The 18,693-nt window shown below is 58.4% G+C and carries 18 protein-coding genes; 7 read left to right on the top strand and 11 right to left on the bottom strand.

Features of this window, described 5'->3' with window-relative positions:
• Positions 1-26: 26 nt before the first annotated feature.
• Both AC6I7J_RS02800 and AC6I7J_RS02805 read right to left on the bottom strand, forming a co-directional pair.
• Complete coding sequence (locus AC6I7J_RS02800; protein WP_021509602.1) at positions 27-335, bottom strand: putative quinol monooxygenase; 309 nt, start codon at positions 333-335, stop codon at positions 27-29.
• 36 nt (positions 336-371) lie between these two features.
• On the bottom strand, positions 372-953 hold the full coding sequence (locus AC6I7J_RS02805; RefSeq protein WP_010618479.1) for an NAD(P)H-dependent oxidoreductase: 582 nt from the start codon (positions 951-953) through the stop codon (positions 372-374).
• Between the two features lie 162 nt (positions 954-1,115).
• On the opposite strand from AC6I7J_RS02805, the gene AC6I7J_RS02810 reads away from it, so the two are divergent.
• Positions 1,116-1,880 (top strand): transporter substrate-binding domain-containing protein, encoded by a 765-nt coding sequence (locus tag AC6I7J_RS02810; RefSeq protein WP_498006725.1) that lies wholly within the window; start codon positions 1,116-1,118, stop codon positions 1,878-1,880.
• Positions 1,881-2,049: 169 nt separating this feature from the next.
• Here AC6I7J_RS02810 and AC6I7J_RS02815 read toward each other — a convergent pair whose 3' ends face one another.
• The 6 genes from AC6I7J_RS02815 to AC6I7J_RS02840 form a co-directional block, all read right to left on the bottom strand.
• Positions 2,050-2,913, bottom strand: a complete 864-nt coding sequence (locus AC6I7J_RS02815) for a ketose-bisphosphate aldolase (protein WP_021509600.1) — start codon at positions 2,911-2,913, stop codon at positions 2,050-2,052.
• Positions 2,914-3,021: 108 nt separating this feature from the next.
• Positions 3,022-3,873 carry a class II fructose-bisphosphate aldolase gene (locus tag AC6I7J_RS02820; RefSeq protein ID WP_058776532.1) on the bottom strand — a complete coding sequence of 284 codons (852 nt, stop codon included), beginning with the start codon at positions 3,871-3,873 and terminating at the stop codon, positions 3,022-3,024.
• A gap of 9 nt (positions 3,874-3,882) precedes the next feature.
• Complete coding sequence (locus tag AC6I7J_RS02825; protein WP_058771377.1) at positions 3,883-4,974, bottom strand: PTS fructose transporter subunit IIC; 1,092 nt, start codon at positions 4,972-4,974, stop codon at positions 3,883-3,885.
• Positions 4,975-4,985: 11 nt separating this feature from the next.
• Complete coding sequence (locus AC6I7J_RS02830; RefSeq protein ID WP_021313325.1) at positions 4,986-5,300, bottom strand: PTS fructose transporter subunit IIB; 315 nt, start codon at positions 5,298-5,300, stop codon at positions 4,986-4,988.
• 23 nt (positions 5,301-5,323) lie between these two features.
• Positions 5,324-5,794, bottom strand: coding sequence for a PTS sugar transporter subunit IIA (locus AC6I7J_RS02835; RefSeq protein ID WP_058771379.1), 471 nt, complete (start codon positions 5,792-5,794; stop codon positions 5,324-5,326).
• 17 nt (positions 5,795-5,811) lie between these two features.
• The gene (locus tag AC6I7J_RS02840; protein ID WP_058776535.1) at positions 5,812-7,371 is read right to left on the bottom strand and encodes a BglG family transcription antiterminator; all 1,560 of its coding nucleotides are present in this window, start codon (positions 7,369-7,371) and stop codon (positions 5,812-5,814) included.
• Between the two features lie 408 nt (positions 7,372-7,779).
• On the opposite strand from AC6I7J_RS02840, the gene parC reads away from it, so the two are divergent.
• From parC to ftsP, 3 genes are all read left to right on the top strand, one after another.
• Positions 7,780-10,053: a DNA topoisomerase IV subunit A gene (gene parC, locus AC6I7J_RS02845; RefSeq protein WP_021509596.1), complete on the top strand. Its 2,274-nt coding sequence runs from the start codon at positions 7,780-7,782 to the stop codon at positions 10,051-10,053.
• 38 nt (positions 10,054-10,091) lie between these two features.
• A complete protein-coding gene (locus tag AC6I7J_RS02850; RefSeq protein WP_021509595.1) occupies positions 10,092-10,829 on the top strand; it encodes a 1-acylglycerol-3-phosphate O-acyltransferase in 738 nt (245 codons plus the stop codon).
• 267 nt (positions 10,830-11,096) lie between these two features.
• Positions 11,097-12,524: a cell division protein FtsP gene (gene ftsP / locus AC6I7J_RS02855; RefSeq protein WP_031280127.1), complete on the top strand. Its 1,428-nt coding sequence runs from the start codon at positions 11,097-11,099 to the stop codon at positions 12,522-12,524.
• A gap of 597 nt (positions 12,525-13,121) precedes the next feature.
• Here ftsP and dkgA read toward each other — a convergent pair.
• Positions 13,122-13,949, bottom strand: coding sequence for a 2,5-didehydrogluconate reductase DkgA (gene dkgA / locus AC6I7J_RS02860; RefSeq protein WP_021509593.1), 828 nt, complete (start codon positions 13,947-13,949; stop codon positions 13,122-13,124).
• Between the two features lie 205 nt (positions 13,950-14,154).
• Between dkgA and AC6I7J_RS02865 the strand changes: the two genes are divergently transcribed.
• Positions 14,155-15,072 (top strand): AraC family transcriptional regulator, encoded by a 918-nt coding sequence (locus AC6I7J_RS02865; protein WP_058771382.1) that lies wholly within the window; start codon positions 14,155-14,157, stop codon positions 15,070-15,072.
• Between the two features lie 22 nt (positions 15,073-15,094).
• Here AC6I7J_RS02865 and AC6I7J_RS02870 read toward each other — a convergent pair whose 3' ends face one another.
• On the bottom strand, positions 15,095-15,754 hold the full coding sequence (locus AC6I7J_RS02870; protein WP_021509591.1) for a DedA family protein: 660 nt from the start codon (positions 15,752-15,754) through the stop codon (positions 15,095-15,097).
• 104 nt (positions 15,755-15,858) lie between these two features.
• Entirely contained in the window at positions 15,859-17,049 is a 1,191-nt protein-coding gene (gene metC, locus AC6I7J_RS02875) for a cystathionine beta-lyase (protein WP_498006729.1), read from the bottom strand.
• A gap of 453 nt (positions 17,050-17,502) precedes the next feature.
• Between metC and exbB the strand changes: the two genes are divergently transcribed.
• Positions 17,503-18,231 (top strand): tol-pal system-associated acyl-CoA thioesterase, encoded by a 729-nt coding sequence (exbB, locus tag AC6I7J_RS02880; protein ID WP_031280126.1) that lies wholly within the window; start codon positions 17,503-17,505, stop codon positions 18,229-18,231.
• 5 nt (positions 18,232-18,236) lie between these two features.
• Complete coding sequence (gene exbD, locus AC6I7J_RS02885) at positions 18,237-18,659, top strand: TonB system transport protein ExbD (RefSeq protein ID WP_021509588.1); 423 nt, start codon at positions 18,237-18,239, stop codon at positions 18,657-18,659.
• Positions 18,660-18,693: the final 34 nt, after the last annotated feature.

Consider the following 18,693-nt stretch of genomic DNA (forward strand, 5'->3'; position numbering starts at 1 on the left):
GCTTTTTTTATGCCTGAGCGGAAAAATCAGGCGGTCGGTTCCAGCACCAGAATTTTCACGTCCACCACGTCATCTTTGATGGTGGCGCGGTGCGCATCCATGTGCGGCATCTGCTGATGCTGCTCCAGATGGCGCAGCGATTCCCACTGCTCAAGCATAAAGATCGAGTCTGGCGAGTTCTGCTTCCACGGCACCTGCGCCTGGTGATCGACCAGCGCATCGTACTGATGGCAACCCTCTTCTTCCAGCACGACAGGGATCAGTTTATTAATCGCCTCCAGTACCTGCTGACGGCGGCCCGGCTTAACGCAAATTTCTGCAACCACAGTTAACATAACGCTTCCTTCTGTTTTTTCCCGGTGTGCTTACAGTTAAGCAAAGATCTGGCTGAGATGAGTCCGATAACGTGCGATATCACGCGGCACGTCCGGCTGTTTAATCACGTCGTTACAGATAAAGGTCGGCAGACTTTCCATACCGAGGAACTGATTGGCTTTATGGAAGTGCAGGTACAGGCCGTCCACGCCGACGCCTTCAAAGAACTGGTCGGGATCGGTAAAGGCTTCCAGCGGCGCGTTCCAGGTCAGCGACAGCATGTATTTTTTGCCCTGAATCAGGCCGCCGGAACCGTATTTTTTGCTGGCATCGCTGCGCGAACGGCCATCGCTGGCGTACAGCGCGCCGTGGCCCAGAGTAAACACCTCATCGATGTACTTTTTCACCGTCCACGGCTCGCCCATCCACCAGCCCGGCATCTGATAAATCACCACGTCGCTGTCGAGGTATTTCTGCACTTCGTCCGCCACGTTGTAGTCGCTATCGGCAACGGTCACCTGAACCTCGTGGCCCAGATCGCGCAACTGGCTGGCCGCCACTTCGGTCAGGGTATGGTTCAGTTCGCCTTTGGAATGGGCAAAGGTCTTGCCGCCGTCGATAATCAAAATCTTGCTCATGGATAATTCGCTCCGTTTCTCATAGATGCTGCCCACTCTACGCGCGCGCGTGCGGCAAAAAAATGCGTGATTGATCACAAGACTTTTGCTCTCAAAGCAATAATGCCGTCACTTATGCAACAATCCGCACGCAAAACAACATCCACTTAAAAAGAACACACCATGAAAACTGTGATACTGAGTGCCTTACTTCTGGTGGCCGGCGCGACTCAGGCGCAATCCCACCTTGATAACGTTCGCCAGAGCAAAACCCTGAAGGTCTGCACCACCGGCGATTACAAGCCTTACACCTTTCTGCGCAGCGACGGCCAGTATGAAGGGCTGGATATCAGCATGGCGCAGTCGCTGGCCGCCAGCCTCGGCGCAAAAGTAGAGTGGGTGCCGACCACGTGGAAAACCCTGAGCGATGATTTTGTAGCGAAGCAGTGTGATATCGCGCTGGGCGGTGTCTCCGTGACGCTTAAGCGCCAGCAGATCGCCTGGTTCGCCCAGCCGCTGGGCGTCGATGGCAAGATTCCGCTGGTGCGCTGCGCGGATAAAGCGAAGTACCAGACGGTTGAGCAGATCAACCAGCCGCAGGTGCGGGTAATCGAGCCGGCCGGTGGCACCAACGAAGCGTTTGTGCACAGTCATCTGCCGCAGGCCAGCCTGCAACTGGCGGAGAACACCGGGATTTTCCAGCAGCTGGTAGATAACAAAGCCGACGTGATGATCACCGATGCTTCCGAAGCGCTGTTCCAGCAGCAGCACTATCCGTCGCTGTGTGCCATTAATCCACAGCAGCCGATGCAGTATGGCGAGAAGGCTTACATGATTCCGCGTGATGACATGAGCTGGAAGCTGTATGTCGATCAGTGGCTGCACCTCAGCACTGCCACCGGCGAATATGCGCAGATCGCCAGACAGTGGCTGGGCGTAGTGAAGTAATCGTTAGCGATAAAGGATATTGCGACAGGCGTTACCGTCCCTTAGCGGCGCAATTTATTGCGCAATCAGCAGCAGTGCGGCGGGTGAATACGTGTGATAAATCGCGCCGCTACGGCATGGGCAACTGACATCCTGCACTTGCGTAGCGGCCCTATTTATTGTTTTGAAATCAACGATACAACCCGGCTTTACCCAGCCCGCCAAACAGATTCATCTTGTAGCGAATCACCGCTTTCGCGGCGGCGATGGCGTCCGGATAAATCACATTCGGATCCCACCAGCTCTCCCGCGCGAGGATCTCGCGCAATCGGGCGAAATAGGCGAACTTCATGTCGCTGGAGATATTGATCTTGCCCACGCCCAGCGTCACCGCCTCGGCAATCTCCGCGTCCGGATTGGCCGAACCGCCGTGCAGCACCAGCGGAATATCTACGCGCTGAGAGATATCCTTCAGAATGTGCATCTGCAGCTCGGGTTTCATATCTTTGGGATAGATGCCGTGCGCGGTACCAATCGCCACTGCCAGCGTATCGACGCCGGTGCGCTGCACAAAATCTTCCGCCTGCGCCGGTTCGGTGTAAATCACCTTGCTCACGCCGCCTTCCACCGTGGTGCCGGTATCGCCGATGGTGCCGAGCTCGCCTTCCACCGAAACGCCCACCGCGTGCGCCAGCTTCACCACCTCTTTGGTCAGCGCCACGTTCTCTTCGTACGGCAGCAGCGAGCCGTCAATCATTACCGAGGTAAAGCCGCACTGAATAGCGCGCAGCACCTGCGCAATTGAAGCGCCGTGATCAAGGTGAATAGTGAACGGCACGCGGCTTTTCAGAGTGCGTTCGCGCACGTAGCCAAAAAATTCATCGGTGACAAATTCCAGTTCGCTCGGATGGATAGAAATAATGGCGGGCGTATTAGTGGCTTCGGCTTCTTCCACCACGGCCCGGATAAAGCAGCTGTCAGCGACGTTAAATGCGCCGATGGCGAAGCGATGTTCACGGGTCGGGGCCAGCATCTCTTTCATTGAAATCAACATGTTTATGTTTCCTTAGCGTGAGTTTTACCAGAGCCGGCGCACGCGCCGACCCGATGAGGGATAAAAAGAAACAGTTGGAAATTGCGCCGCGATCGGGGCGGCGCGCCGTCAGTAGCGGTTTGCCGACCCTGACCAGCTCAGATATTCAATAACCACTTCGCGACAGGCGGATTCCATCAGCGCCAGCACATCAGCCAGCTCAGCCTGCGGGTGCTGGCGCAGCGCCTGCTGCACCGCGTGCTTACCAGCGTCGAACACCGCAGCGCCGACGTTGATCTTGGCGACGCCACAGGCGCTGACGCGGCGTATATCCTCCGCCGGGGTGCCCGAGCCGCCGTGCAGCGCCAGCGGCCGCGTCGTCACCGCGTGCAGCTGCTGCAGCCGTTCGAAGTCGATCTTCGGCTTTACGCCTGGCGGATAAAGCCCGTGCGCGGTACCGACCGAAATCGCCAGCAGGTCGATGCCGGTCTGCTCAATAAACGGCAGTACGTCTTCCACCCGCGTCATCTTCACGGCGGCATCGGCCAGTTCATATGTGGGCGCATCGGCGATATGCCCCAGCTCGCCTTCAACGCACACGCCAGCGGTATGCGCCATCTTCACTACCGCTGCGGTCTGACGAATATTGTCCGCCAGCGGCTCGGCCGATGCGTCAATCATCAGCCCGGTAAAGCCGGCGCGAAACGCCTGACCAATCAGCGGAAAAGCTTTGCCGTGGTCGAGCGCCAGCGCCACCGGCACCGCGGCCTGAGCCGCCAGCGCCTGTACCAGCGGCGCCGCCACCGCTGGCGGAAAATGCGCGCTGTGTCCCTGATACACGTTGAGAATCAGCGGCGCGCGCTGCTGTTCCGCTGCCTGAATCGCCGCACGGGCGGTTTCGAGGTTGAAGCAGTTGATCGCCAGCACCGCGTACTTGTGCTGGAAGGCGGCCTGAATCAGGTCATTCATCATGGCAAACATGCGGGCTCCTTATTCCAGAGTGAATTTGATCTCTTCATCGCGGACGCCGGGTGCTTCCACGTCATCGAACTCTTCATCCTGCTGCGTGACCGGTTTTTTCATCAGCGACAGCATCACGCCGCACACCACGGTGCCGATGCCGAGCGCCAGGCAGAACAGCCACGGTTTGGTGAAGAGCGGCACCACAAACATGCCACCGTGCGGCACCGGCGCTTCCACGCCCCACACCATAATCAGTCCGCCGGCCAGCGCTGAGGCCACCACGCAGCTGGCCACCACGCGCAGCAGGTCGCGTGCCGCAATCGGAATCACGCCTTCGGTAATCATGCAGATGCCCATCGGGAAGGCGGCTTTCAGCGCCTCTTTCTCTGCTTTGGTGTATTTGTGGCGCGTCAGCAGATAAGAGAGGGTGATGCCGAACGGCGGAATGATGGAGCCGACAAACTTCACCGCTTCCGGACCGTAAATGCCGTCGACCAGCATGCCGTCGGCGAACAGCGACATGGTCTTATTGATCGGCCCGCCAAAGTCGAAGGTGGCCATCGCGCCGAGGATGGCGCCCATCACGAACTTTGAGCCGCCCTGCATGGATTCCAGCAGATGAATCAGCGTCTTTTGCAGCCAGACGATGGGCTGGCCGATAAAGGTCATCATCAGCAGCCCGGCGATGATGGTGCTGAGCAGCGGCAGCACCATGATTGGCATCAGCCCCTGCATCGACTGCGGCAGCCTGATCACCCGGCGCAGCAGCAGCACGGTATAGCCGACGAGGAAACCGCCCAGAATGCCGCCGATGAATCCGGTGCCGATCTGACCGCAGATAAAGCCGACGATCAGGCCAGGCGCAAAGCCGGGACGATCGGCAATGGAGTAGGCGATGGCGGCGCTGATCAGCGGCACAATCAGCCCCATGCCCCAGCCGCCGATCTGGTTCAGCATCCACGCAATGCTGCCGGTCTGCTTGCCGACGTCCGGTCCGCCAATCACCTGGCCGAGCGCGATGCAGATGCCGGCGGCAACGATCAGCGGGATCATCCATGAGATGCCGGTGAGCAGATGGCCTTTGATCTCCTGGCCGTACTGACGTTTGTGATCGCTCATGATCGATCTCCTCAGGCGCGCGCCAGTGAATCCGCCACTTTTTCGAGGAATTTCACCGGTGACTTGATCACCACTTCGGTTTTCACTCGCACGATGGGTTTGCCCTGAAAGCGCTCTTCGCCGTTGATCTTGACGTCAACCGCAAGGATCACCACGTCAGCGGCGTCGATCTGCTCACGCGTCAGCGGCGTTTCAGTGCCGATGGTGCCCTGGGTTTCAACGTGGATGGTGTGGCCCAGCGCGTGAGCCCCCTTAATCAGTTTTTCGCGCGCAATGTAGGTATGCGCGATGCCTGCGGTGCAGGCCGCTACACAGACGATATTCATGTGGCACCTCAAGGTGTTGGGTGTTAACAGAGGTCGGTTTCGGCGTACTGACTAAACAGCCGGATGATATTGCCGGGGTCATTCTCCGCCAGCAGTCGGGCTATCACCTCATCATCGGCCAGCGCGCTGGCCACCTGCGACAACAGGCGAATATGGGTGGTGTTCTGATCTTCCAGCCGCACGGCGAACAGGATGATGCAGCGCACCTGGCTGCCATCCAGCGTTTCCCACGGAATATCCTGCTGGGTGCGGCCGATGGCGAGCGTGGTTTGTCTGACCGCCGACGATTTGCCGTGCGGAATCGCGATATGGTTCTCGAAGCCGGTCGAGCCTTCCGCTTCACGCAGCCAGACATCGGCAATAAACGCGGCGCGATCGCTGATGGCGCCGTCGCTCACCAGCAGATCGGTGAGTTCGTTGATCGCCTCTTCTTTACTGGTGGCGCTAAGCGCCAGGTTAACGCGGCGCGGCGTCAGAATGCGGGAAATGTCCATGGTTGCTCCTCATTCAATCAGTGTGCGGCCAACGCGCAGGGCGTGCCGTTGGGCAGCTGGCTGCCAATCATGGCGTCAGTGACCCGCCGGATATCGTCATCATTAAAAAAGGCGCTGACATACACGGCCGGAATGGCACCGGCGTCGAGGTGGATGGTGGTGATCACCAAATCCACCGCGTGGTGCTGACAAAACGCCGCCTGATTGCTGGCTGACACCACGCCGGCAATTTCCCAGTCCGGAAAGGCGCGTAATATGCGGCTCTTGAGCAGGTGTGAGGTACCCACGCCGCTGGAGCACACCACCAGGATGCGTTTGTGGGCGATCTGCCGCTCCAGTGCCGCCTGGAAATGGACGCACAGATAACCAATTTCATCCTCAGCCACCGGCGACAGGGCGAAGGTGCGCGCGGTCAGCTGCATTGCCTGCTGGGTCAGAGAAAATATCTCTTTCATTTCCTGTTTAATATCATCCAGCAGCGGATTGCGAATATGAATGTGATATTTAAGCCGGTTTAATAATGGCTTTATATGCACCAGTAAACCGTCAAATAATAAACGGTCCTGAGATAAGTCCTGCTGAATAAACGCCGAGAAACGATCAATTAATTCGCAGGTTATTTTAACCGACTCGGCAGTGGAAAATTGATTATGCAGCGTCACCTGATCGCCACGCTCTTCCACCACAATGCCGGAGGAGACGATATATTGATAAATAAAACCGACTTCATCGGCCGGCAACGCACAGCCAATGCGCTGCTCAATGCGCGCCACCATCTGCCGGGCAATGGTGAGAATCGATTGATCCAGATCGTGCGCGGTGGTGAGAATGTCCAGCGCCAGTGCGTTGCCCTGCGCCATGCGGTGCATCATGATCAGGATGTGCGTGCACAGATTGAGATACCAGGCATCGCCCAGCGGATAACTCAGCTGCTGCTCCATCTGTTGCAGCAGCGTCTGCACAAAGGCCACATCCTCTTCGCCAAAATAGTGCACCAGCGCCTGCTGGCTACCAGGATCGAGCCGCGGCAGCAGCGGCGTACCGGCGACCTGTTGCTGCATCACATCGTTGATCAGCGACACCATCGCCTGACGCAGCGCCTGCTCATGGCCCTCTATGTGCGTGCCACCTGGGCCGCGCTGCAGCGTTAATCCCAGCGGCTGCAGCCACTCTTCGATTACTTTCAGGTCGTTCACAATCGAGGCGTGGCTGATAAAGTAGCGCTCGGACAGCTTGCTGATTGACGTGGCACGCGGCGCATCGCTCAGGAGCTGGGAGGCGATTTTTATCCGTCGGCTGTTATGACTGAGCGCGTCGCCGGCCTCGTCGCCGTTCAGCTGCTGCTCCAGCTGCAAACGCTGCTGCATATCCTCAACCCGCAGCCGCACACCGCGGCCAGGGGTTTTCTCCAGCGTCAGCGCCCAGTTGCTGAGCCAGCTCTCCAGCCACTGCAGGTCGCGCTGAATGGTCTTTCCGGAGACACCGAGCTGTAACGCCAGCTGACCAATCGGCTGCGGCGCCGCCTGTTGCAACAGCAATTTCACTAACCGGTGTTGTCGCGAAGTCAGTATTTGCATTCGGTCACCCTTTATTTTGGTAAAACCTAATGGGATTTTTCCTTGTGGCATTTATTTCATTGCCAGCAAGCCGTCGCGAAAAAGGTGTGTCGTATGGAGTATGAATTTAGGAAAGGATGGCGGCAGCAACAATACTAAATGTTGTCCCGTCAGGCGGACAGCATTAATACACCGCGGTGACGGGAAATTAAATGCGAGTTTGCTCACACAATAACGCGCTAAATAAGTGTGATGATGCTCCCAATCCTTTTTATTTTTTCAACCGGCGTCACGTTATTTAAAGCCGGGAGATTCTTTCTGTCCTCAACGGCTTCCCTGTGACTAAATCCCGCGAATAAGGTACTATCCTCGCCAAATGACCGCCGGATGACCCGCCGTTGCGGGCCACGAAGTGAGGATGCCAGCTTAATGAGTGAAATGACACAGGATGGCGCAGAGCGTCTTGCCCTGCACAAGTTTACTGAAAACGCGTACCTGAACTACTCCATGTACGTGATCATGGACCGTGCGCTGCCGTACATCGGTGACGGTCTCAAGCCGGTGCAGCGCCGCATTGTTTATGCCATGTCCGAGCTGGGGCTTAACGCCAGCGCAAAATTCAAGAAATCGGCGCGTACCGTGGGTGACGTGCTGGGTAAATACCATCCGCACGGCGACAGCGCCTGCTACGAAGCCATGGTGCTGATGGCGCAGCCGTTCTCCTACCGTTATCCGCTGGTGGATGGTCAGGGCAACTGGGGTGCGCCGGACGATCCGAAATCCTTTGCGGCGATGCGTTACACCGAATCGCGCCTGTCGAAATATGCCGAAGTGCTGCTCAGCGAACTGGGGCAGGGCACGGTGGATTACATCCCGAACTTCGACGGCACGCTGCAGGAGCCGAAAATGCTGCCGGCGCGCCTGCCGAACATCCTGCTCAACGGCACCACCGGCATCGCCGTGGGTATGGCGACCGATATTCCGCCGCACAACCTGCGCGAAGTGGCCGAAGCCGCGGTGCGCCTGATCGACAAGCCCAACACCACGCTGGATGAGCTGCTGGAGATCGTGCAGGGGCCGGACTTCCCGACCGAAGCCGAGATCATCACGCCACGCGACGAGATCCGCAAGATCTACCAGAACGGCCGTGGTTCGATCCGCCAGCGTGCGGTGTGGAAAAAAGAGGATGGCGAGGTGGTGATCACCGCGCTGCCGCACCAGGTGTCGGGCGCGCGCGTGCTGGAGCAGATCGCCAGCCAGATGCGCAATAAAAAGCTGCCGATGGTGGAGGATCTGCGCGATGAATCGGATCACGAAAACCCGACGCGGCTGGTGATTGTGCCGCGCTCCAACCGGGTGGATCTCGATCAGGTAATGAACCATCTGTTTGCCACCACCGACCTGGAGAAGAGTTACCGCGTTAACCTCAACATGATCGGGCTGGATAACCGTCCGGCGGTGAAAAACCTGCTGGAGATCCTCTCGGAATGGCTGGTGTACCGCCGCGATACCGTGACACGCCGTCTCAATCATCGTCTGGAACGCGTGCTGCGTCGTCTGCATATCCTCGAAGGTTTGCTGGTGGCGTTCCTCAATATTGATGAGGTGATTCACATCATCCGCAGCGAGGATGAGCCGAAGCCGGTGCTGATGTCGCGCTTTGACATCAGCGAAACCCAAGCCGAAGCGATTCTGGAACTGAAACTGCGCCATCTCGCCAAACTGGAAGAGATGAAGATTCGCGGTGAACAGGCCGAGCTGGAAAAAGAGCGCGATCAGCTGCAGGCGATCCTCGCCTCCGATCGCAAAATGAGTAACCTGCTGAAGAAAGAACTGCTGGCGGATAGCCAGACCTACGGCGACGACCGCCGTTCACCGCTGCACGAACGTGAAGAAGCGAAAGCGCTGAGCGAGAACGAGCTGGTGAGCGCTGAGCCGGTCACCATTGTGCTGTCGCAGATGGGCTGGGTGCGCAGCGCCAAAGGTCACGATATCGATCCGGCAGGATTAAGCTACAAAGCGGGCGACAGCTACCGTGCCGCCGCGCGCGGCAAGAGCAACCAGCCGGTGGCGTTTATTGACTCCACCGGCCGCAGCTATACGCTGGATCCGACCTCGCTGCCGTCGGCACGCGGGCAGGGTGAGCCGCTCACCGGCAAGCTGACGCCACCGCCAGGTGCGGTGATTGAGCAGGTGCTGATGGAAGCGGACGATCAGAAGCTGCTTATGGCCTCCGATGCCGGCTACGGCTTCATCTGTACCTTTGCCGATCTGGTGTCGCGCAACCGCGCCGGTAAAGCGCTGCTGACGCTGCCGGAAAACGCCAAAGTGATGACGCCGCTGGCGGTGCACTCTGGCGACGACATGCTGCTGGCCATCACCCAGGCGGGGCGGATGCTGATGTTCCCGGTGGCCGATCTGCCGCAGATGTCGAAAGGCAAGGGCAACAAGATTATCTCGATTCCGTCCGCGGATGCCGCCGCGGGCGTGGACAAGCTGCAGTGGCTGCTGATTCTGCCGCCGGGCAGTTCCATTACTATCTATGTCGGCAAGCGTAAGCTGATCATGCGTGATGAAGATCTGCAGAAAGTGCGTGCTGAGCGCGGCCGTCGCGGTAGCGTATCGCGCGGACTGCAACGGATCGATAGCGTGGAAGTGAATGCGCCAGCGCGGCCAAAAAGTGACGCGAATAGCGAAGAGTAAGACTGAAAAGGCGAAGGACTGCCACATTTGAGGAAGCTATGTTACTAATTTTACGCACGTTGATCGTTGTGATTTATTCGATTCTGGTTTGTATATTTGGCAGCATCTGGTGTCTGTTTTCACCGCGTAATCCGCGCCACGTGGCGACCTTTGGTCACATGTTTGGTCGTCTGTCGACGGTGTTTGGCGTCAAAGTCGAACTGCGTAAACCGGCGGATGCCGAAAGCTACGGTAACGCGATTTACATCGCTAACCATCAGAACAACTACGACATGATTACCGCTGCCAATATCGTGCAGCCGACCACGGTCACGGTGGGCAAGAAAAGCCTGCTGTGGATCCCGTTCTTCGGCCAGCTCTACTGGCTGACCGGTAACCTGCTGATTGACCGCGATAACCGCGCCAAAGCGCACGGCACCATCGGCGAGCTGGTGGCGCAGTTTAAAAAGAAGAAAATTTCCTTCTGGATGTTCCCGGAAGGGACGCGCAGCCGCGGACGCGGTCTGCTGCCGTTCAAGACCGGCGCGTTCCATGCGGCGGTGGCGGCGGGCGTGCCGATCATCCCGGTGGTGGTCTCTAACACCCACGGCAAAATCAAACTGAATCGCTGGAACAATGGCTTAGTGATCGTGGAAATGCTGCCGCCAGTGGATACCACGCAGTTTGAAACCACGTCGGTACGTAAGCTGGCGACCCACTGCCGTGAATTAATGTCTGCTAAGCTGGAAGAGTTGAACGCTGAAGTCGCCGAACGCGAAAAAAACGGTAAAATCTAGCCGGCAAAAAATGGCTCACCCGCAGCGCGCTATGGCTCGATCTGTCGGGTGCATTGATTTGCTGCGGATCCCGCCATTTGTAGGATGCGCATTCATGCGCACCGGGCCCCGCCGCTTGTAGGGTGCGCATTCATGCGCACCGGGTCCCGGATGCGCATTGACCTGACCCGGACACACAGCCGCGCCGGTCGGGCGCTTCACAACACGATTAAAAATAACAACATGGACACGGCGTATTCACGCCACGCTCAAAAGGTCTGAAGTTTTATGTCTTGCAGCAGACGTCAGTTTATTCAGCTTTCTGCCGGTATGGCGCTGGCTTCCAGCGTTATGCCTTACGCCGCCCGCGCCGCCGCGCCACTGGGCGATGTACCTTTGCCGGTGCCGCCGCTGATTGAATCACGCCGCGGTCAGCCGCTGTTCCTTACGCTGCAGCGCAGCCACTGGTCCTTCAACGGTAACAGCAACAAAGTGCCGGTATGGGGCATTAACGGCCTGTACCTTGGCCCGACGGTGCGCGTTTACAGCGGCGATGATGTCAAACTGATCTACAGCAACCGCCTCAATGAACCGGTGGCGATGACCGTCAGCGGTTTGCAGGTGCCGGGCGCGCTGATGGGCGGTGCGCCGCGCATGATGTCCGCCGGCGTAGACTGGGCACCGGTGCTGCCGATTCGTCAGGGCGCAGCCACGTTGTGGTATCACGCCAACACGCCGAATCGCATGGCGCCGCACGTTTATAACGGCCTGGCGGGCATGTGGCTGATCGAAGATGACATCAGCAAAGCGCTGCCGCTGCCGAAGCATTACGGCGTCGATGATTTCCCGCTGATTATTCAGGACAAGCGCCTCGATAACTTTGCCACGCCGGTTTATAACCCACCGTCGGACGGCGGGTTCCTCGGCGATACGCTGCTGGTTAACGGCGTGCAAAATCCGTATGTCGAAGTGTCGCGCGGCTGGGTGCGTTTGCGCCTGCTGAATGCGGCCAATGCGCGCCGTTTCGATCTCAGCTTTAGCGACAACCGGCCGTTTACGGTGATCGCCAGCGATCAGGGCTTCCTGCCCGCGCCGGTAGCGGTGCAGACGCTGTCGCTCGCACCGGGCGAACGCCGCGAAGTGCTGGTGGACATGTCGCAGGGCGATGAAGTGTCGATCACCGCAGGCACGGCGGCAGGCATTATGGATCGTCTGCGCGGGCTGTTTGAGCCGTCATCGATTCTGACCAACACGCTGGTACTGACGCTGCGTCCAACCGGCCTGCTGCCGCTGGTGACCGACAACCTGCCGATGCGCCTGCTGGCGGATCAGATTCTCGATGGCGTGGCGGTGCGCACGCGTGAATTCCGCCTCGGCGACGGTACGCCGGGGATTAACGGTGTGCTGTGGGACATGAACCGCATCGATACGACGGTGCAGCAGGGCACCTTTGAGCGCTGGATCATTCACGCCGACCGTCCGCAGTCGCTGCATATTCAGGGCGTGATGTTCCTGATTAAGAGCGTCAACGGCGCGCAGTCGATGGGAGAAGATCGCGGCTGGAAAGATACGGTCTGGGTGGATGGCGATGTCGAACTGCTGGTGAGTTTCCCGCAGAGTTCGTCAGAGCATTTCCCGTTTGTCTATTACAGCCAGACGCTGGAACTCGCCGATCGCGGCACGGCAGGGCAGATGGTGGTGAATCCGGTCGGGTGAGGTGCGTTTCTTTTCCCTCACCCTAACCCTCTCCCGCCAGCGGGAGAGGGAACCGTTTTGAGCCAACTGTAAATTAAGAGATAAACTTAAATTTCTGGTTTAAAAGGATTTTAAAGCCATTTCATTGTTTCAGTCTCGCCCGGACATCCCCCTCTCCCGCGCGCGGGAGAGGGCCGGGGTGAAGGTGCCTGGTTGCACAGTGTTACCCACTGGCACACCGTTTCAGATTTGTCCGGACATCTCCCTCTCCCGCGTGCGGGAGAGGGCCGGGGTGAGGGTGCCTGGTCGCACAGTGTTACCCACTGGCACACCGCTTCAGATTTGCGCGGACACCTCCCTCTCCCGCGTGCGGGAGAGGGCCGGGGTGAGGGTGCCTGGTCGCACAGTGTTACCCACTGGCACACCGCTTCAGATTTGCGCGGACATCTCCCTCTCCCGCGCGCGGGAGAGGGACGGGGTGAGGGGGCCTGGTTGTGCAGTATTACCCACTGGCACACCGCTTCAGATTTGCGCGGACATCTCCCTCTCCCGCATGCGGGAGAGGGCCGGGGTGAGGGGGCAAACCGCACCCTTCACCCATCGCATCCTTAACCCGCGTCACCCATTAAACTCTTCCGGATCCGGTCCCAGCCGCTTGCCTTTATCCAGCTTCGCGATCTCGCTCACTTCTGATTTATCCAGCCGGAAATCAAACACCTGGAAGTTCTCCTGAATGCGTGCCGGCGTTACCGACTTCGGAATTACCACCAGGCCGCTGTCCAGATGCCAGCGAATCACAATCTGCGCCGGCGTCTTGCTGTACTTCTTCGCCAGCTCGCGAATGATCTCCTGATCAAACACGCCTTCACCGCCCTGCGCCAGTGGGCTCCACGACTCGGTCTGAATCTGATGCAGCGCATTCCACGCATGCAGCGTGCGCTGCTGCAGCATCGGATGCAGTTCAATCTGATTCACCACCGGCGACACGCCGGTTTCATCAATCAGCCGCTTGAGGTGCGCTTCATGGAAGTTACACACGCCGATGCTTTTCGCCAGTCCCTGCTGTTGCAGTTCCACCATTTTCTTCCACGCATCGACGTAGTGGTCTTTCTGCGGACACGGCCAGTGCATCAGATAGAGATCCACCTGCTCCAGCTGCAGCTTCTTCAGGCTGGTCTCCATCGCCTGTTCAACGTTCTGCTGGTCATCATTCCACAGTTTGGTGGTGATAAAGATCTCATCGCGCGCCACGTCGGTTTCCTGCAGCGCCTGGCCAATCGCCTCTTCATTTTTATACGCGGCGGCGGTATCGATGGAACGATAGCCGACCTTCAGCGCTTCCAGCACCGCGTTGCGCGCTTCATCAATGCTGGCCTGCCAGACGCCAAGGCCGAGTTGCGGCATCATGTTGCCGTCGTGCAGTTTAATCCGGGGTTGCTCTGCCATAGTGACTCCTTATCGGTTGCAGTGACTTACCGTAGAAACGATGTGCTTAAGTCTAGTCAACAAACCTGACCTGAGGATCATTGTGGCAACCGAACGGCACTTTCGCCCGGTGCAATCCTGCAAAAATCTTGCCTGATTCTCCAGCCATCTGGAGCTTTATGCAGCAATGCGGCACACTGCGTTTTTTGCTGCCCGAGAGAGTGCCATGCCGAACGATGCCCTTTGCCGCCAGTTGGCCCAGCGCGTGATCACACTGATGCGCGAGCCACAAAAGCCGCTGTGTGCGGTGGAAAATGTGCGGTTGATCTACGCAGAGGAACCGCTGCCACGCACGCCGATGTTGTATCCGGCGGGCATCGTGATCCTGTTTCAGGGACACAAAACCGGCTACCTCGGCAGCACGGTGTTTCGCTACGACGCCACCAAATATCTGATGCTCACGGTTACGCTGCCGGTGGAGTGCGAAACTGACGCCACACCGCAGCAGCCGCTGGCCGGCATGAGCCTCACCGTGGATCCGGCCAGTTTGCAGGATCTGCTATTAAGCATTGGCGATGACGAGCAGTTTCAGCCGCAGCCGCAAACCTCCGGCATTCACTCTGCGTTTCTTAGCGAGGAGATGCTGTGCGCCGCGGAACGGCTGCTGGATGTGATGGATAAACCGCGTGATGCCCGCGTGCTCGGCCCGCAGCTGGTGCGTGAAATCATCTATTACGTACTGACCGGGCCGATTGGCGGCGCGCTGCTGTCGCTGGTCAATCGCCAGACGCAGTTCAGCCAGGTGGCCCGGGCGCTGCGCCGCATCGAGAACCACTTTGCCGAAAGCCTGAGCGTGGAAATGCTGGCGGCGGAGGTCAACATGAGCGTCTCGGCGTTTCACCATAACTTTAAGGCGGTGACCCAGACCTCGCCGCTGCAGTATCTCAAGCGTTACCGGCTGCATCAGGCGCGGTTAATGATGCTGCAGGATGGGCTGAAGGCCAGCGCCGCCGCCGTGCGCGTTGGCTATGAAAGCCCGTCACAGTTTTCGCGGGAGTTTAAACGGTACTTTGGCGTGACGCCGGGAGAAGAGGCGAGCCGCGCGCGCCAGACCGGGGCGCTGCAGCCGTTTGACGCCGCCTGAAACGGCGGCGCTTTACAGAGGCTCAGGCTTTCTGGCGCCGCTTTTTCCAGATCACCACAATGCTGCCGCCGAGGCCGAGAAACAGCAGCACAATAGGTAGCACCATCAGGATCGCCATCACCTGATCTTCGTGGCGCTTGATAAACGGCACCTGGCTGATGCCGTAGCCCATCGCCACTACAATCCCGACCCACAGCGCGCCGCTCAGCCAGTTGAAGAACTGAAAACGCCCGTTCTGCAAACCCGAAATGCCCGCCATGGTGGGCAGCAGCGTACGCACAAAGGCCAGAAAGCGGCCAACCAGCAGTGCCATCAGGCCGTGGCGATTGAACAGGTGCCAGGCGCGCTGATGGTACTGCGCTGGCAAATGCATCAGCCAGCTTTTGACGATTTTAGTATTACCAAGCCAGCGCCCCTGCAGATAGCTCAGCCAGCAGCCGAGGCTGGCGGCGGTGGTCAGAATCACCATAGTCGGCACAAAATCCATCACGCCTTTGGCGATCATCGCACCTGCCAGCAGCAGCAGGCTGTCGCCGGGCAGGAACGAGGCAGGCAGCAAACCGTTTTCCAGGAACAGCGTCAGAAACATCACGCCGTAGACAATCCACACTACATCCGGATTGGCCAGCGCGGCAAAATCCTGATGCCACAGCGCCTGGACAATCTCATGTAAAACACCCATCTGCTATCCCATCGAGTCACAAGGCTTGTATTTTAACCATCCGGGACGGCGTAATCGTTGATCTCCGCTACGCCGTACCGGATGGTTTAAGTTTGGTTTATCTTTTACGCATTCAGACGGGCAAAACCGGCTTTCAGGTCATCCAGCAGATCGTCAACGTGCTCGAGCCCGATATGCAGACGCACCAGCGTGCCGTCAAAATCCACGCCGCCCGCCGGACGAATTGCCGCCAGCTCTTCCGGCTGGTTCGCCAGAATCAGCGATTCAAAGCCGCCCCACGAGTAGGCCATACTGAAATGGTGGAAGCGATCGAGATAATTTGCCAGCTGCGCCGGGGTGAGTTTTTCATGCAAGATGAATGAGAACAGCCCGCTGCTGCCGCTGAAATCGCGCCGCCAGAACTCGTGGCCTTTGCACTGCGCCAGCGCCGGATGGTTGACGCGCGCCACTTGCGGCTGTGCCGCCAGCCATTCGGCCACGCGCAGGCCACTCTCTTCATGCTGACGCAGACGCGTAGCCAGCGTGCGCAGGCCGCGGCTGGCCATGTACGCGGTGTCCGCATCCACCATCTGGCCCATCAGGTAGGAGTTTTCGCGCAGCTGCGCCCAGCAGCGTTCGTTGGCCACCGCAGTGCCGATCATCGCATCGCTGTGGCCGATGATGTATTTGGTGCCGGCCTGGATCGAAATGTCGATGCCATGCTCCAGCGCGTTAAACAGTACGCCCGCCGCCCAGGTATTATCAATCATGATCACCGCGTCTGGCGCTTTGGCGCGCACCGCCGCGACAATCGCCGGAATATCCTGTACTTCCATGGTGATGGAAGCCGGTGATTCGAGGAACACCACGCGGGTGTTCGGCTGTACCAGCTCGCCGATTTCACTGCCGATGCAGTGATCGAACCAGGTGGTGGTGACGTTAAGCTTCGCGAGAATTTTGGTGCAGAAATCCTGGGTGGGTTCGTACACCGCGCCGCTGACCAGTATGTGATCGCCACTGGTGACAAACGCGAGGATGGCATTGGCGACCGCGGCCGCACCGCACGGATAGAGCACGCAGCCGGCGCCGCCTTCCAGTTCGGTCATCGCATCCTGGAAGGAGAAATGGGTGAGGGTGCCGCGCCGGCCATAAAACAGTTCACCGCTGGCGCGTCCGGCGGTGGCGCGTTGTTTGTCCGCGACGGAGTCAAAAACCAGTGAGGATGCGCGCTGAATGACGCTGTTAACCGAGCCCTGAGTGTAACGTTTGCTGCGTCCCGCGGTGACAAGCCGGGTATCAATTTTTTTCGTTGCCATCACTGCCTTTCCTGACACGTCTCACAAAGCATTCAACTTACCACGAATCGCGGCGCGGGGTTGAGCCCGTTTGCCGAATATCAGAGTGACGCCAGCACAATCATGGAAAGAGGCTGATAGTGGCTTTTATTACGCGGCGGAAAAGCAAAGCGCAATAAATTGCGCCGCTACGACCCGTGCGGTGTTTTTGCTTAATGCCACAAGCCGCACCCAACCGTAGCGGCGCGATTTATCGCGCAACCGTGCCGGCTGTTCCATCCCGCAAACCGCACCAAACCGTAGCGGCGCGATTTATCGCGCTAAACATTGCGCCGTATCAATTCAGCGGGTTACAGCTTTGTAAATAGTAATGAGAACCACTATCACTTCGGTCGGTTTTTTTGCTATGATCCGCGCTTCAATCGTGAACGGTGCAACAGAAGTCGGAGACGCAGCGTGGTATCCAGTGACTTGATGCAAACGGACCTCTCCGTTTGGGGCATGTATCAGCATGCCGATATCGTGGTAAAAATTGTGATGATCGGCCTGTTGCTGGCCTCGGTCGTTACCTGGGCGATTTTCTTTGGCAAATACGCGGAGCTGAGCGGGGCGAAACGTCGCCTGAAGCGCGAACAGCTGGCGCTGGGCGAAGCGCGCTCACTGAATGACGCGTATCGCGCGGCCGAAAACTTCAAAGCCAACAGCCACAGTGCCGTGCTGCTCGCCGACACGCGTAACGAACTGGAACTCTCCGCCGGCAGCGAAGACCTCGACGGCATCAAAGAGCGCACCAGCTTCCGCCTTGAGCGTCGCGTCGCGGGCTTCAGCCGCCATGCCGGTCGCGGGAACGGCTTCCTCGCCACCATCGGTTCCGTCGCGCCGTTTATCGGTCTGTTCGGCACCGTGTGGGGCATCATGAACAGCTTTATCGGTATCGCGAAAACCCAGACCACCAACCTCGCGGTGGTGGCACCGGGCATCGCGGAAGCGCTGCTGGCGACGGCGATTGGCCTGGTGGCGGCAATCCCGGCGGTGGTGATCTACAACGTCTTCGCCCGCATGATTGCCAGCTACAAAGCTTCGCTCGGCGACGTGGCGGCGCAGGTGCTGCTGCTGCAGAGCCGCGATCTGGACCTTGGCAACGTCGATACCGCAAAAGAAGTTAACCGTCCGGCGGCGGCCCAGAAACTGCGCGTAGGATAAGTATTATGGCGATGCGTTTAAACGATGATGCGGTCGGCGATGGCGAAATGCACGAAATCAACGTGACGCCGTTTATCGACGTCATGCTGGTGCTGCTGATCATCTTCATGGTCGCCGCGCCGCTCGCCACGGTGGATGTGCGCGTCAATCTGCCTGCTTCCACCAGCGCGCCGCAGCCGCGTCCTGAGAAGCCGGTTTATCTGTCGATCAAAGCGGATAAGCAGATTTACATCGGTAACGATGCGGTGACCAAAGAGACGCTGGTGAACGCGCTCACCGCGCAAACCGAAGGCAACAAAGAGACCACCATCTTCTTCCAGGCGGACAAATCGGTCGATTATGAAACGCTGATGTCGGTGATGGATCAGCTGCGTGAAGCGGGTTATCTGAAGATTGGTTTGATGGGCATGGAGACGGTGAAGAAATAGTTTCACCAACGTAAACCCAGCCATTTTATCTGTA

The organism is Type-C symbiont of Plautia stali, assembly GCF_059730935.1.